The sequence below is a fragment of the Sphingopyxis sp. LC81 genome (assembly GCF_000756375.1).
Classification (GTDB): domain Bacteria; phylum Pseudomonadota; class Alphaproteobacteria; order Sphingomonadales; family Sphingomonadaceae; genus Sphingopyxis.
Genome location: NZ_JNFD01000026.1, coordinates 102181 through 115925 on the forward strand (window position 1 = coordinate 102181; position 13745 = coordinate 115925).

Consider the following 13745-nt stretch of genomic DNA (forward strand, 5'->3'; position numbering starts at 1 on the left):
GCTTGCGGGAGGGGTCGGGGGAGGGCCTGTTTCGGCCCCCGACCGTTATTTGACATGCCCTCCCCTAACCCCTCCCGCAAGCGGGAGGGGGACTAAAGATTCTCGCTCATCCCCTTGAGCAACCCCCGCCAAAACTCGCCCAACCTTCGCTGGAACAGCATCAGCTCGAACCCGTGCCGCGCGACATGTTTCTGCGGGATCGCATCCCATCCGCGATGCTCGACCGTCACGCGCGTCTCATCGCCGACCGCCTCGAAGCGCACATCGACCTCGGTCGCCTGATCGGCCTTGAAACTCGGCAGCCGCCAGCCGAACGCCAGCCGCTCGCCCGGCAGCCAGTGATGTACCGCGCCGATCTCCCACTCCTTGCCGTCGTCGAAGCGCGTCACCAGCCGCCCGCCCGGCCCCGCAGGGTCAAAGCGCAGCACGCCATCGCCTCTGCGCGACAGCTGGAACAAGGGATGGCTCTTCCACCACCTGCCGATATCGCGCGTGAAGGCGGTAAAGGCGACCTCGGGCGCCACGCCGATACGCAAGGCGACGATCACCGCCGCGGTCATGCGCCGCCCTCGACATGGCGTTTGAAAGACGCGAGCTGGTGCGACCATAGCGCCTCGGTCGCGGCCAGCCATTGCTTGAGCTCGGCGGTTGCGCCGTCCTTCAGCGAATAGATACGCACGCGCGCGTCGAAGTCGGGGTGCCCATCCTCGACGAGCCCGCCTTCCTTGAGCGCGCGCAAATGGCGGCTCATCGCGGGCGGTGCGAGGCCGAGTTCGCCCGCGAGTTCGCCCGCGCTGCGCGGCCGCTCGCCCAGCAGTTCGATCGCGCGCCGCCGTTTCGGATCGGCGAGCGCGCCCAGCATCCGGTCGAGCGCGGCGCTCAATCGTCGAGCCGCGTCTTGGTCGTGAACCCGCCCTCGGCGTCCCATTGCTCGGCGGTTTTCGCTTCGACCGTCACGCCAAAGGTCCAGATATGCCCCTCGGGATCCTTTGCGCGGTAGCTGCGGTCGCCGTAAAATTGCGTCTCGGGCTCGGCGATGATCGCGGCCCCCGCGGCGCGTGCCTTTTCGCAATGCGCGTCGATATCGTCGCCGACGTTCAGCTGGACATGCACCGACTGCGTATTCTTGCCGCCGATCGACTTCGGGCTCTTGTGATCGTCCGACCATTCATTGCCGACCATCACCACCGAATTGCCGAAGCCCATTTCGGAATGCGCGAGGTTGCCCGCTTCGTCGAGCAGCACGAACAGCGGCTCGAACCCGAACGCCTCTTCCAGCCAGCGGAACGCCGCCTTTGGGTCCTGATAACTGACGGCGCTCGAAAGCCCCTTGCCGCGCGGATGATCGACCATGTCTCATTCTCCCGATTCGCTGCATTTGATTTCCAGTATATAGAATATTTTCACAAAAATGAAAATACATGCTTTGCGCGGCGATTATGCTAGGCGAGCGCGATGACCGGCGATCTGCGCAATCATATCGACGAGGCGATGAAGCTCGCTGCGGGGCAGCTCGGCCAAGGGCGTGTCGCCGACTATATTCCGGCACTCGCCAAGGTCGATCCCAACAAGCTCGGCTTCGCGCTCGCGCTCCCCGACGGCACCGTCCACACCTCGGGCGACGCCGACGAGCCCTTCTCTATCCAGTCGGTGTCGAAGGTCTTCACGCTGGCGCTCGCGCTGCGCCGGGTCGGCAGTTCGCTGTGGGACAGCGTCGGGCGCGAGCCGTCAGGATCGGCGTTCAATTCGATCGTCCAATTGGAAAGCGAGCACGGCATCCCGCGCAATCCGCTGATCAACGCGGGCGCGCTCGCGACCACCGACCGGCTGATCGACGGGCGCAGCGGCGATGCGGTCGCCGACGAGATCGTCGATTTCATGCGCGCGCGGGCAAACGACCAAGACGTCGGGATCGATTTCGACGTCGCTTTCTCCGAATCCGAAACGGGCGCGCGCAATCGCAGCCTGTCGCATTTCATGGACGCGTTCGGAAACCTGAAGCACCCGGTCGAAACCGTCGTCGGCGTCTATTTCCGCCAATGCGCGATCGCCATGTCGTGCCGCCAGCTCGCCTGCGCCGGGCTGTTCCTCGCGATGGAGGGTCGCGATCCGCGCACCGGCGAGCAGCTGATCGAGCCGCACCGCGCGCGGCGCATCAACGCGATCATGATGCTCTGCGGCCACTACGACAATTCGGGCGAATTCGCCTTTCGCGTCGGCCTGCCGGGCAAGAGCGGTGTCGGCGGCGGCATATTGTGCATCGCGCCGGGGCAGGGATCGATCGCGGTCTGGTCGCCCGCGCTTAACGAGGCGGGGACGTCATTGGCGGGCGCGGTCGCGCTCGAGCATTTCGCCTATGCGGCCGGCTGGTCGGTGTTCGACTAGTCAAGGTGACCGCCGAAATCGATCTCGACCTGCCGGAGCTTCGCGACCTCGTGGCATATGCCGCCGGCAGCGCGGGCGAAGTGATCGCGATTTTCGAGCGCGCCTGTCCGTTTGATCTGCGCCCGCGCGAGGCGATTGCCGAGGCCTCGCGATTCGCGGGGGGAGGACGGCGCGTGAACGCACTCCGCGACGCTGCTTGGGCGGCGCTCAAGGCGGCCTTGGAAACGGAGGATCGGGCGGCGAGCGAGGCGGCGAGAGCCGCGATGTGCGCTTCCGCAGCGGCTTTCCTGCATCCGTTGGCGCGCCCTACGCAGGTCCGTCATATCCTCGGCGCAGCCGCCCACGGCGCCCGTGCCGCAGAGCTTGCGGCAGGCGATGATCCGGCTGTTGGCCATGAATTTGTCGAGCGCGCGGCGCGCGAAGTCAGCCCGACCGTCGTCGATCTGTTGTCGCGCTATCCCCTGGCCCCCGCAGGCGGAGGACGGACCGAAGAGTTGTTACGGATTCTCGATCAAAAGCTTCGCGGCAATGGCGCCGAAGGCGGTGCGACCTAGTCGTCGCTCAGCAAGGCCAGCTTCACGCGCGCGGTGCCGCTGCGGTGCATGCCGATTTCGCGTGCCGCGGCGTGGCTGACGTCGATCACGCGGCCGTGCGCAAAGGGGCCGCGGTCGTTGATGCGGACGATCACGCTGTCGCCGTTTGAGGTGTTGGTGACGCGCACCATGCTGCCAAAGGGAAGCGACCGGTGGGCTGCGGTGAGCTGGCCGGGATCGAAGCGTTCCCCGCTCGCGGTGCGGTTGCCGGCGAGCTCGTTGCCGTAATAGCTCGCCACGCCGCCACCGATTTCGGTTTCTGTCTCGTCGACAATGTCGGCGATCGGATTGTCGGTGACTTCGACTTCTTGCGCTGCGGCCGAAACCGTGAGCAGAAGCGGTATCATCATCATGGCAGAAAAGACCCGCATGACATCATCCCCTTGTCAGAGGAGGCGCCAAAAGCAGCGGCGGCCTGCCAAGGCAAGCCGCCACGCGCTGGATTGAAGTGATTTTGCGTCCAGATGTGCGATTTGTTCGGTTTTAACCGAACAATAACTGAATTTAGACGTCCAGATTCGCCACCGAAAGCGCGTTCGTCTGAATGAAATCGCGCCGCGGTTCGACCTCGTCGCCCATCAATCGTTCGAAGATTTCGTGCGCGACATCGGCCTGTTCGGCCTCGACGCGGAGCAGCGAACGGTTCGACGGATCGAGCGTCGTTTCCCACAGCTGCTCGGCATTCATCTCGCCCAGCCCCTTGTAGCGGCTGATCGCGAGCCCCTTGCGGCTGTGCGCGAAAATCGCCTCGAGCAGTTCGGACGGGCGCGTGATCGGCGTGACCTTGCCGGCGGTCGCGGCGGGCAGGTCGTTGTCGCTCGCTTCGGCAGCGTCTTCGGCTGCGTCGGCGGCGGCCAGCGCGGCGGCGTCGGCGGCCATCGCCGCGGCGCTGCTGCCCTTCACCAAACGGCCCGGATGCGCGTAAGTGTCGGCCTGTTCGGCAGCGAGCTTGTGCAGACGGCGTGCCTCCTGGCTGGCGAGGAAGGCGGCGTCGATCGCGTGATGGTCGCTGACCCCGCGCCACCGCTTTTCGAGCGTATAGCCGCCGTCAACCGCGACGATCGTCCATTTCGCCTCGGCGCCCCCGGTCAGCGCGCGTTCGGCGGCGTTGAGCCATTCGGCCGCGCGCACGCCCGCCGCGGTGCGTCCCGCGCTGTCGATTTCCGGATCGAGCGCGCCGTTCAGCGCCAACGCTTCGATGAGTTCGTAATTATGGCCGCGCGGGACATAACGCATCAGCGCGCGCAGACGGCGGCCATGCTCGATCAGGTCGCGGAGGTCGGCGCCCGACCGCGCGCCACCGGTGGTCTCGAGCATCAGCGCGTCGATGCCGCCGTCGACGAGGTAGTTCTCGAGCGCGGTATCGTCTTTCAGATAGACCTCGCTCCGTCCCTTCGCGACTTTGTAGAGCGGCGGCTGGGCGATGTAGAGATGGCCGCCCTCGATGATCTCGGGCATCTGGCGATAGAAGAAAGTAAGCAGCAAGGTGCGGATATGCGCGCCGTCGACGTCGGCGTCGGTCATGATCACGATCTTGTGATAGCGGAGCTTTTCGAGGGTGAATTCGTCGCGAATCCCGGTGCCGAGCGCCTGGATCAGCGTCCCGACTTCCTTCGACGAAATGATTCGGTCGAAACGCGCACGCTCGACGTTCAGAATCTTGCCCTTCAGCGGAAGGATCGCCTGAACCTTGCGGTCGCGACCCTGTTTCGCCGATCCGCCTGCCGAGTCACCCTCGACGAGGAAAAGTTCGCATTTGGTGGGGTCGCGTTCCTGGCAGTCGGCGAGCTTGCCGGGGAGCGAGGCGATGTCCATCGCGCCCTTGCGCCGAGTCAATTCGCGCGCCTTCTTCGCGGCCTCGCGCGCCGCGGCGGCGTCGATGACCTTCTGGATCACCGCCTTGGCATAGGCGGGATTTTCCTCGAGCCATTCGGTCATCCGGTCGGCCATCAGGCTTTCGAGCGGCTGGCGCACTTCCGAGGAGACGAGCTTGTCCTTGGTCTGCGAGCTGAACTTCGGATCGGGCAGCTTGACCGAAACGATCGCGGTCAACCCTTCGCGCATATCCTCACCGGTCAGCGAGACCTTCTCTTTCTTGAGGATGCCCGACTTGTCGCCATAGCCGTTCAATGTGCGCGTCAGCGCGGCGCGGAACGCCGCGAGGTGCGTGCCGCCGTCGCGCTGCGGGATGTTGTTCGTGAAGCAGAGGACATTTTCATAATAGCTGTCGTTCCACTCGAGCGCGACGTCGATGCCGATGCCGTCGCGTTCGCTGCTGATCGCGATCGGATCGGGGAGCAGCGCATTCTTGTTGCGGTCGAGATATTTGACGAACGCCGCGATGCCGCCCTCGTAGAAGAGGTCGTGGCTCACATGCTCGGCGTGGCGTGCATCGACGAGTTTGATGCGCACCCCCGAGTTGAGGAAGGCGAGTTCGCGGTAACGATGTTCGAGCTTTTCGAAGTCGAATTCGAGGACGTTCTTGAACGTCTCGGTCGACGCCTGGAAGGTCACGCGTGTGCCCTTCTTGCCCACGGGCGCGGGGCCGTTGACCTTGAGCGGGCCGACCGAATCGCCATGTTCGAAGCGCATCCAATGCTCTTCGCCGTCGCGCCAGATCGTGAGTTCGAGCCATTCGCTGAGCGCGTTGACGACCGAGACGCCGACACCGTGCAGGCCGCCCGACACCTTGTACGCATTGTCGTCGCTGGTGTTTTCGAACTTCCCGCCGGCGTGGAGCTGGGTCATAATGACCTCGGCCGCCGAAATGCCTTCTTCGGCGTGAATTCCGGTCGGAATGCCGCGGCCGTTATCCTCGACGCTGACCGATCCGTCGCTGTTGAGCGTGATCAGGACAAGGTCACAATGCCCCGCGAGCGCTTCGTCGATCGCGTTATCCGAAACCTCGAACACCATGTGATGCAGACCCGACCCGTCGTCGGTGTCGCCGATATACATGCCCGGGCGTTTGCGCACCGCGTCGAGGCCCTTCAGAACCTTGATCGAATCGGCGCCATAGGCGTTGGTGTTGGGCTGGTTGGCGGGCGCGACCGGCGCCGTATTTTCTGGGGTGTCCGTCATATCGATTATATAGGGTCGAAGGCGGCAAAACCCAAGCGAAAATGCGGCTCTCGGTCCTGTCGTGACGAGCGTTGCGCGGGGACGTCGCGGCGGCTAGTTTCGCGGCATGAAACAAAGTCTCGCTTCGCCCCTCGCCGCCGTCCTCATCCTCTCGCTCGCCGCGTGCAGCCAGCCCGCGCCGCCTGCCGAAAACGCGCCCGAAGTCACGGGCGAACCATTGGCAACGCGCGCGGTGATGATCGGCACCGAAGGGCCGAGCCTGCCCGCCTGTTCGAGCATCAGCCGGGTCAAAACCGGCGGCACCGAGGTTTACTGGGCACCGAACGAGACGCGCGCGGTCAAGGCGAAGCTCGCCGGCGGCGCGAATGTGTCGCTGTGCGAAGCGGCCGAAAATGATGCCTGGTTCGGCGTCGTCTTCGCGGCGCCCGGCACCGATCCCGATATGTGCGGCGTCGGCAAGTCGGTGCCCAACGCGCGCGAATATCAGGGGCCGTGCCGCTGGGGCTGGATCAAGGGCGGGACCGTCCAGCTGGGCGGCTAAGCCTCACCGGCTACCGGCAATCCTCGATCACCCGGCCGATCTCCGACTGCACCGGTAGCGTCATCGCCCCGCCGCCGGGTGTTTCGAGCGCGAAGCGGCCGCGGCTGAACGCGATGCGGTCGAGCCGCGGGTCGCGGTTCGCGAGGTTTGCGCTACCGTTATCGAAGCGGATCTGGTCGGTCCCCGCGCTGGTGCGCAGGCTGACATTGCCCGCGAGCGCCGAGGTCATGCGGATGCCGCCGCCGCTGCACGTCAGGCTGAGCAGCGGGTTGGCGCTGCCCGTCGGGACGAAGGCGGCGGTGCGGCTGCCCGCATCATAACGCCATGCGCCGGGGTTGACCGCGCGGTCTTCCCAGCCTGCCGTCGGGGTCGGCAGCGGCGCGGGTGTCGGTGCCGGAGCAACCGGCTGCGGGGGCGGCGGTGCGACGGGTTTCGGGATCGCCGTGCAACCCGCGACCACGAGCATCAGCGCGCCCAGGGCGCCAAAGCGAAAACCGGGTTGCATGCTGATCATCTTTAAAATCCCTGCCAATCAATCACGTCTTCGAGCTGTGCGCGCGGCACCACCCACTGGTTCACCGCCGCTTCGGCATCGGCATAGCCGATCGCGAGCCCGGTGAACAAAATCTGCCCGTCATCCAGCGCCAGCGTGCGGCGGATCGTCGCGCCGTACATAGCCCAGCATTCCTGCGGGCAACTGGCAAGGCCATGTTCGACGAGCAGCAGCATCACCGATTGCAGCCACATGCCCATGTCCGACCATTGCGGCGGGCCCATGATGCGCGAACAATGGAGGAAAAGCATCACCGGTGCGCCAAAACCCCGGTAATTCTCCACGAACTGAGCGATCCGGCCGCGTTTGTCCTCGCGCGGGATGCCGAGTGAGGCGTAGAGCGCCTCGCCGACGCCGAAGCGGCGCGCTTCCCATGGCTCGGTCAGCCCCTTGGGATAGATATCATATTCGGGCTCATAACCTTCGCGCCCCATCGCGATCCGTGCGGCGACCGCGTCCTTGACCGCCTGCCACGGGCCGCCGGTTACCAGCGTCGCCTGCCATGGCTGGAGGTTGCCGCCCGAAGGCGCGCGCTGTGCGACGGCGAAAATCTCTTTCAGCAGCGCCGGGTCGACCGCCCGGTCGGTGAAGGCGCGTACCGAACGGCGCGCGTGGAGTGCATGGGTCACGCCATTCTCAGTTGAGGGGGTGTCAGTCGCTGGCATATTTATCCTCTCGCCGCTTGCCGAACAGCAATTTGCGTTCGAGCCGGGCCTTCAGCTGGCGGTAATAGGAAAGCAGGAAGACGTCATCCTCTTCGGCGACGGGTCGCCCGATCTTGGCGCGGATCGCGTCGGCGACCTCGCGCATCGCGCGGGGATCGCGGCCGCGGAGCACGCGTTCGAGTTCCTGCAGCTCGAAAATGCCATAGACGGCGAGTTCGGCCTCGGTGAAGACCATCGCGTCGCCCGCGGCATCGACCCCGATATCGGCGTCGAGCTTCACGCGCTGCGCCATCACCACCCACGTCCCCGCGATCAAATCGCCCATCCGCATCCGGTCGCGGTTGAACAGCAGGAACAGGCTGAGCGTCAGCGACCACAGCACGCCGGCGAGGATGAGCCAGCCCGACACCGCATCTTCGGCTATGCCGGTCCCCAGCATCATCAGCGGCAAGAAGATTTCGAGCTCGCGGATCAGATTGCGCGCCACGACCGCGTCGGCGGTCAGGCGGCCGCCGTCGCGCGCGACGACGCGGATCCCCATCAGCCTTTTGCCCGGCGTCGCCGCGCGCGAACCCAGTTCGAACCCGATGAACCAGAAGGTGCGCAGCAGGAAGGCGCCGAGCATCCAGACGACGACGGTGGTGTCGGATTGGGAGGCCAGGCCGATCCAGAGCATCAACAGCGAAAAGAGCAGCAGCGTCAGCTGAATCAGGATCATGTCAACCAGCAGCGCGCTGAAACGCAGCCCCGCGCTCGCGATCTTGAGTTCGAGGTCGACCCCCTCGGGAGTCACGAACTGGCGGATCTTTTTCGCGCGCGCGGTGCGCGACTTCGCGTTGACGGCGGCGGTCATGTCACATCCTCGCGCCGCGGAATGTAATAATAGGCGAGCCAGAACAGCAGCATCAGCGATCCGATCGCATAGCGCAGCATCGTGTCGGTGATCAGCTGGCGGCCGAAACCTTCGAGCAGCCCCGCGGCGAACAGCATCAGGATCACGCCGACCATGACCTTGCCCGTGGTGCGCCCTGCATCCGATGCCGCCTGCAACCGCCCGCGCGCGCCGGGAAAAACGACCGCGGTGCCGATCCTGAGGCCCGCGGCGCCCGATAGTGCGGCGGCGAACAGCTCGGTCGTGCCGTGGATGAACAGCCAGCCGCCGAAATCATAGCCCAGCCCCTTGGCCGAAAAGACCGCCATCATCGCGCCGAGCCCCATGCCCTGATAATATTCGAGCATCATCGTCGGTACGCCGAACGCGAAACCAAGCGCAAAGGACAGGATCGACACCTGGCTATTGTGCGTGAACAAATAGGTCGCGAAGACGTGCAGCCCGCTCTCGCCCTTTTTCGCCGCCGCCGCCTTGCCGTGACCCAGCGTCGACTGGAGATATTCGACCGTCGCACGCGGGTCGCGGCCGCCCGCCATATCCTCGTCGACGAAGTTGAAATACCATTCGGGGTTGTTCGAGACGAGCGAATAGCTGGTCAACGCGCCGAACAGGATGATCAGCGATATGATCAATGTCTCTTTCCACACCGAGCGCACCGCGGCGGGCCAGTCGTAGAGGAAGAAACGGCGGAGGCGGTTCCAGCGGCTTTCGCGCACACCATAGACGAGGAAATAGCCGCGGATCGACAAGGCTTCGAGATGGTCGAGCAGCGCCTTGTCGAGGCTCGTCGCGCGCGCGATCGACAGCGACGACAGGGTGGCGCGATAGAGCAAAGGCAGTTGCAGTAACTCGTCGCTGGTGAGCGCGGCAGCACCCTTTTTCTCCAGCCTGGACAGCAGCAGGTCGAACGCGATCCAGTCGGCCTCGCGCTCGGCGCGAAAACGGCTCGTCGAAAAGCTCGGGGCATCGAGTGCGCGTGCAGGGGCCGCGGGCGGGATCACAGGCTGCCCTTCCGCTTGATGCCGAGATAGGCTTCGACTGCGCTCGCCCCCATCGCGTCGGCGGGCACCTCGATGACGTCGGCGCCGAGGCGCTGGAGCCGCGCGATCACCAGCTGCCGGTCGCGCAGCATCGCCGCGGCGACGTTCGCGCGCGTGACGTCGGCGCCGCTTTCGGGGCGTCGGCGCTCCTCGGCCTCGACCTCTTCGTCCCTGATCACGACGAACAGCAGCCGGTGCTTCTTCACCAGCCGGCCCGCGGCGCGGATCATCAGGTCGGCGCTCGTTGCGTCGGTGAATTCGGTGAACAGGATGATCAGCGAGCGGCGGTTGAGCTGCGCCGACAGCGTGGTTAGCGCGAGGGTGAAATTGCTTTCGACATGGGCATAGTCGATCAGGCTCGCGGCGCGCTGCAACGCCGGGAAATCCTGCGTGTGCATATAGGCGGGGGTCAGCGTCTGCGGTTTCGCGGCGAACGAGAAGAAGCTGATCCGGTCGCCCAGTTTCAGCCCGACATAGGCGAGCAGCAGCGCCGCCGACACCGCGCGATCGACGCGCGGCATGCCGCCGACGGGTTCGGCCATCGTCCGCCCGCTGTCGATCGCGAGCACGACGCGATTGTCGCGCTCGACGCGATATTCCTTCGCGAGCAGTTTGACGTGGCGCGCCGAGGCGTTCCAGTCGATCGCGCGCCGATCCATCCCTGCCTGATATTCGGCGAGCGCCTCAAACTCGGTGCCTTCGCCGCGAAAGCGTTGCTGGCGGAGGCCAAACCAGCTGTTGCGCTGAAACAGCCGGCTGCCCTCGTCGGTCACCGCGCGCAGGCTGGGAACGACGTGGATCGCGCCGTCGATGGCGAATTTGCGCTGCTTCCAGACGAGTCCGAGCGGCCCGGCCCAGCGGATCCACAGCGCCTCGATCCCCGCTTGGCCGCGCCGCGATGCGGTGAGCGTCAATGTGCGGACGAGCGCTTCGCCCGTGGCCGTCCGGCGCATATCGCCCGCGAGCCGCCCACCCTCGGCAAGCCGTTCGTCGAGCGCCAGTGCGAGTTCGGCGCGCGGCGGCACCGCTCTCCCCTTCGCGGTGAGCGACAATTCGAACGGGTCGCCGACCCCGACCTGATGTGGGAAGCGCGCATCGAGGGCGAGGTGGCGTGGGTTCGCGCCCGCGATCGTGTCGAGAATGAGACACGCAAGGATCACCCCGATCCAGCCCGGTGCGACGAGCCACAGCTCGGGCCGGATCAGCCCAAGCGCGAGCGCCATCGGGGCGCCCGCGAGCAGCAGATAGATCGCACGCCGGGTGGGGTAGATCACCGCGGCACGTCTTCGCGTTCGAGCAAGGCCGCGACGACCTGCTCGACATTGCGGCCCTCGATCTCCGCGGCGGCGGACAGGATGACGCGGTGGCGCAGGACGCCCGCGGCGAGGCGTTGGATGTCGTCGGGGATCACATAGTCGCGCCCGTCGAGCGCCGCCGCGGCGCACGCCGCGCGCGCGAGCAAGGTCGCGGCGCGTGGGCTCGCGCCGCAATCAAGGTCGGCGCTCTCGCGCGTCGCGCGGACGAGGCGGACGATATAATCGACGATCTCGTCGGCGAGGCGCACCGTCGCGATCGTGTCGATCGCGGCCTCGATCGTCTTGGCGTTCGCCACCTCGGTGACGCCGAAATCGGCGACTGCGGGGCTTTTGAAGCGCCCGCCATGATCGGCGACGATGCGCCGTTCCTCGTCGGCGGCGGGATAATCGACGACCAGCTTGAACAGGAAACGGTCGAGCTGCGCCTCGGGCAGCGGATAGACGCCCTGCTGCTCGATGGGGTTCTGCGTCGCGAGCACGGTGAAGCGCGGGCTCATCGCGTGCGCCTCGCCATTGATCGTCACGCGCCGCTCCTGCATCGCCTCGAGCAGCGCGGCCTGCGTCTTCGGCGGGGTGCGGTTGATTTCGTCGGCGAGCAGCAGTTCGGTGAAGATCGGCCCCTTGGTCAAGGTGAAGCTCGACGTCTGGAAGTTGAACAGGTTCGACCCCAAAATGTCGCCGGGCATCAAATCGGGGGTGAACTGGATGCGCCCGAAGTCGAGCCCCGTCGCACGCGCAAAGGCCTGCGCGAGCAGCGTCTTCGCGGTGCCCGGCGGGCCTTCGAGCAGCACATGCCCGCCCGCGAGCAGCGCGATCGTCACCATGCGGGTGAGCGGCCCCTGCCCGAACACGGCCTTGGCGACCTCGCCCTCGATCGCTGCGCCGAGGGCCTGAACGCTCTCGATATTAGCTGTCACGGAGTAGATCCTTCCTGATGTCGTGCAGCGCTTGCGCGCCCTCTAGAAACTCATGGGTGTTGCGCGCGAGCGGCAGGCGCCGCGCGAGCGAGGAAAACAGGTCGCTGCCGTCGCGCAGATGCCGGTCGATCCATGCGTCGGTAGCGTCGTCGTCGAGCCCGCCGGGGGCATGCAGCCGCCGTGCGATCGCGATGCGCTGGCTCTTCACAAAGGCGTCGGCGCCGTCGAGTTCGCGCCGTGCCTGTTTGATCAGATCGGCGCTGTTCGCGATCAACGCCTCCTTCGACACCGCGATCGCGCGGCCGGGCTTCAGCGCCGGGCCAAAGCGCATCCACGCCTGCCACAGCGCGAGCAGCCCGGCGGCGATCAGGCAGAGCGTGATGCCGATGAACGGCGGGACGAAGGCGAAGCGGAGCAGCGAGCGCTGGCTGCCGAAGCCGTTCAGCGTCAGGTCGAAGGCGAGCGCATCGGCTTCGGCGTCCGCGGCAATCGCATCGACCAGCATCGCCGCAGCGGCGGCACGCTCGCGGTTGGCAAAGGCCAGATTGTTCACCAGGTCGGGATCGGAGAGGATATAGATATTGTCGCTGCGATGCTTGGCGAGGATCGCACCGCCGTGCGGAAAGCCGATCAGCGTGTCGAAGCCATCGGCGACGATCACCTGCGATCGAAGGCTGGGCAGGGGCAGGGCGATCCGGCGCCCGCCGATCGAGCCCGCCGCTGCCGCGCCGCGCGCATGCGGCTCGCTGGCGATCTTGTCGATCTTGCCGACCGTCGCGGGTAGCAGCTTCGCGGGCGGCGCGATCGGAAAGCCCCCGCCGGCCCAGCCCGGCTTTTGCGGATGCCGGCCCGTCTGCCATTTCGGCAATATGATCAGGACAGGACCGCCGCGATGCCCTTTCATCACCCGCGCGATTTCGTCGGCCTTTGTCCGATGGGTGGGCGTCAAGATCAACAGCTCGCGCCATTCCTCTTCATAAACCGGCGCCTCTTCGCTCCGCCGCAGCTCGACATGGGCACCGGCGCGCTCGGTGAGGTCGACGATGCCGGCATAGCCCGGCGCCGCCTTCGACAGCGCATGGCCGCCGCCATCGTTTCCGCTCGACAGCTGCGGCCCGAGCGCGATCAGCGCCCACAGCGTGATAAAGGCGATCACGCCGATCGCCACCACCGCCGCGATCAGGCGCGGGTTGAAGCCATGATCGTCGGCGACGTGGCTCATGCGCGCGCCCAGCTCTGGGGGACGGTCAGCTCGGCGTAAGCAGCGCGGCATTGTTGCCACGCCCCCGCGTCGATCGAGCGGCCGCCGAACAGGCTGATCTCGACCGCGCGCGCGATACGGCTGAACGCGCCGCGCGCGGCGGCGGGCAGGTCATGCGCTTCGGCGAGATCGCGTGAGGTCATCGCGGGTTTGACCAGCCCGGGGCGGCGGCCCTCGATATCCTCGACGCTGCGATAGAGGAGAAGATGCACCGCCTCGGCAAAGCGCCCCTCGGCCGCGAGCGCGTCGGCCTCGGCGAGCAGCGCGCGCGCCGCGCCGGCCTCGGCCTGACCGGCGCCGTCCTCCGCATCTTCCCCGCCCGCCTTGCGGCGAAAGGGCAGATTGTCGACCCAGCGCGCGAAGGCGGGAACGAAATGATAGAGGAGGAAGAGCAGCACCAGCGCGACCACGATCCACATCATCGGCTTGGCGGCGGGGGCGCTCCAGTTAAAAAAGCTGCCGATCGCGTCGAACAGCGACTTCAGCCACTCGGGTGTCGGT

16 protein-coding genes are annotated in these 13745 nt (G+C 66.2%); 3 read left to right on the top strand and 13 right to left on the bottom strand.

Annotation, left to right across the window (positions count from 1 at the left end; translation table 11 throughout):
- Nucleotides 1-92: 92 nt before the first annotated feature.
- From FG91_RS13680 to FG91_RS13690, 3 genes are read right to left on the bottom strand one after another with little or no spacing between them, the layout of a single operon-like run.
- Nucleotides 93-560: an SRPBCC domain-containing protein gene (locus FG91_RS13680; RefSeq protein WP_037515805.1), complete on the bottom strand. Its 468-nt coding sequence runs from the start codon at nt 558-560 to the stop codon at nt 93-95.
- Nucleotides 557-883, bottom strand: a complete 327-nt coding sequence (locus FG91_RS13685; RefSeq protein WP_037515806.1) for an ArsR/SmtB family transcription factor — start codon at nt 881-883, stop codon at nt 557-559. Before FG91_RS13685 ends, FG91_RS13680 begins: the two co-directional genes overlap by 4 nt.
- Nucleotides 880-1353: a VOC family protein gene (locus FG91_RS13690; protein ID WP_037515807.1), complete on the bottom strand. Its 474-nt coding sequence runs from the start codon at nt 1351-1353 to the stop codon at nt 880-882. Before FG91_RS13690 ends, FG91_RS13685 begins: the two co-directional genes overlap by 4 nt.
- 102 nt (nt 1354-1455) lie before the next feature.
- Between FG91_RS13690 and FG91_RS13695 the strand changes: the two genes are divergently transcribed.
- A complete protein-coding gene (locus FG91_RS13695; RefSeq protein WP_037515808.1) occupies nt 1456-2385 on the top strand; it encodes a glutaminase in 930 nt (309 codons plus the stop codon).
- A 5-nt stretch (nt 2386-2390) separates the two neighbouring features.
- Complete coding sequence (locus tag FG91_RS13700) at nt 2391-2939, top strand: putative immunity protein (RefSeq protein WP_037515811.1); 549 nt, start codon at nt 2391-2393, stop codon at nt 2937-2939.
- Here the strand turns inward: FG91_RS13700 and FG91_RS13705 are convergent.
- Entirely contained in the window at nt 2936-3349 is a 414-nt protein-coding gene (locus FG91_RS13705; RefSeq protein ID WP_037515813.1) for a septal ring lytic transglycosylase RlpA family protein, read from the bottom strand. The two genes, FG91_RS13700 and FG91_RS13705, sit on opposite strands and share 4 nt — an antisense overlap.
- 133 nt (nt 3350-3482) lie before the next feature.
- The gene (gene gyrB / locus FG91_RS13710) at nt 3483-6059 is read right to left on the bottom strand and encodes a DNA topoisomerase (ATP-hydrolyzing) subunit B (RefSeq protein WP_052187587.1); all 2577 of its coding nucleotides are present in this window, start codon (nt 6057-6059) and stop codon (nt 3483-3485) included.
- Nucleotides 6060-6165: 106 nt separating this feature from the next.
- On the opposite strand from gyrB, the gene FG91_RS13715 reads away from it, so the two are divergent.
- Nucleotides 6166-6600 (top strand): hypothetical protein, encoded by a 435-nt coding sequence (locus FG91_RS13715; protein WP_037515815.1) that lies wholly within the window; start codon nt 6166-6168, stop codon nt 6598-6600.
- 10 nt (nt 6601-6610) lie between these two features.
- Here FG91_RS13715 and FG91_RS13720 read toward each other — a convergent pair whose 3' ends face one another.
- From FG91_RS13720 to FG91_RS13755, 8 genes are all read right to left on the bottom strand, one after another.
- Nucleotides 6611-7114, bottom strand: a complete 504-nt coding sequence (locus FG91_RS13720) for a hypothetical protein (protein WP_235212039.1) — start codon at nt 7112-7114, stop codon at nt 6611-6613.
- A gap of 2 nt (nt 7115-7116) precedes the next feature.
- Nucleotides 7117-7818: a nitroreductase gene (locus tag FG91_RS13725; protein ID WP_052187588.1), complete on the bottom strand. Its 702-nt coding sequence runs from the start codon at nt 7816-7818 to the stop codon at nt 7117-7119.
- Entirely contained in the window at nt 7805-8671 is an 867-nt protein-coding gene (locus FG91_RS13730; RefSeq protein WP_037515818.1) for an RDD family protein, read from the bottom strand. The genes FG91_RS13725 and FG91_RS13730 overlap by 14 nt, the downstream gene beginning before the upstream one ends.
- Entirely contained in the window at nt 8668-9711 is a 1044-nt protein-coding gene (locus FG91_RS13735) for a stage II sporulation protein M (protein ID WP_052187589.1), read from the bottom strand. Before FG91_RS13735 ends, FG91_RS13730 begins: the two co-directional genes overlap by 4 nt.
- Entirely contained in the window at nt 9708-11024 is a 1317-nt protein-coding gene (locus FG91_RS13740; RefSeq protein WP_037515823.1) for a DUF58 domain-containing protein, read from the bottom strand. Before FG91_RS13740 ends, FG91_RS13735 begins: the two co-directional genes overlap by 4 nt.
- The gene (locus tag FG91_RS13745; RefSeq protein ID WP_081940591.1) at nt 11021-11983 is read right to left on the bottom strand and encodes an AAA family ATPase; all 963 of its coding nucleotides are present in this window, start codon (nt 11981-11983) and stop codon (nt 11021-11023) included. Before FG91_RS13745 ends, FG91_RS13740 begins: the two co-directional genes overlap by 4 nt.
- Entirely contained in the window at nt 11973-13205 is a 1233-nt protein-coding gene (locus tag FG91_RS13750) for a hypothetical protein (protein WP_037515825.1), read from the bottom strand. Before FG91_RS13750 ends, FG91_RS13745 begins: the two co-directional genes overlap by 11 nt.
- On the bottom strand, nt 13202-13745 hold a 544-nt coding region (locus tag FG91_RS13755), incomplete at its 5' end, for a DUF4129 domain-containing protein (RefSeq protein ID WP_052187591.1). The genes FG91_RS13750 and FG91_RS13755, both read right to left, overlap by 4 nt.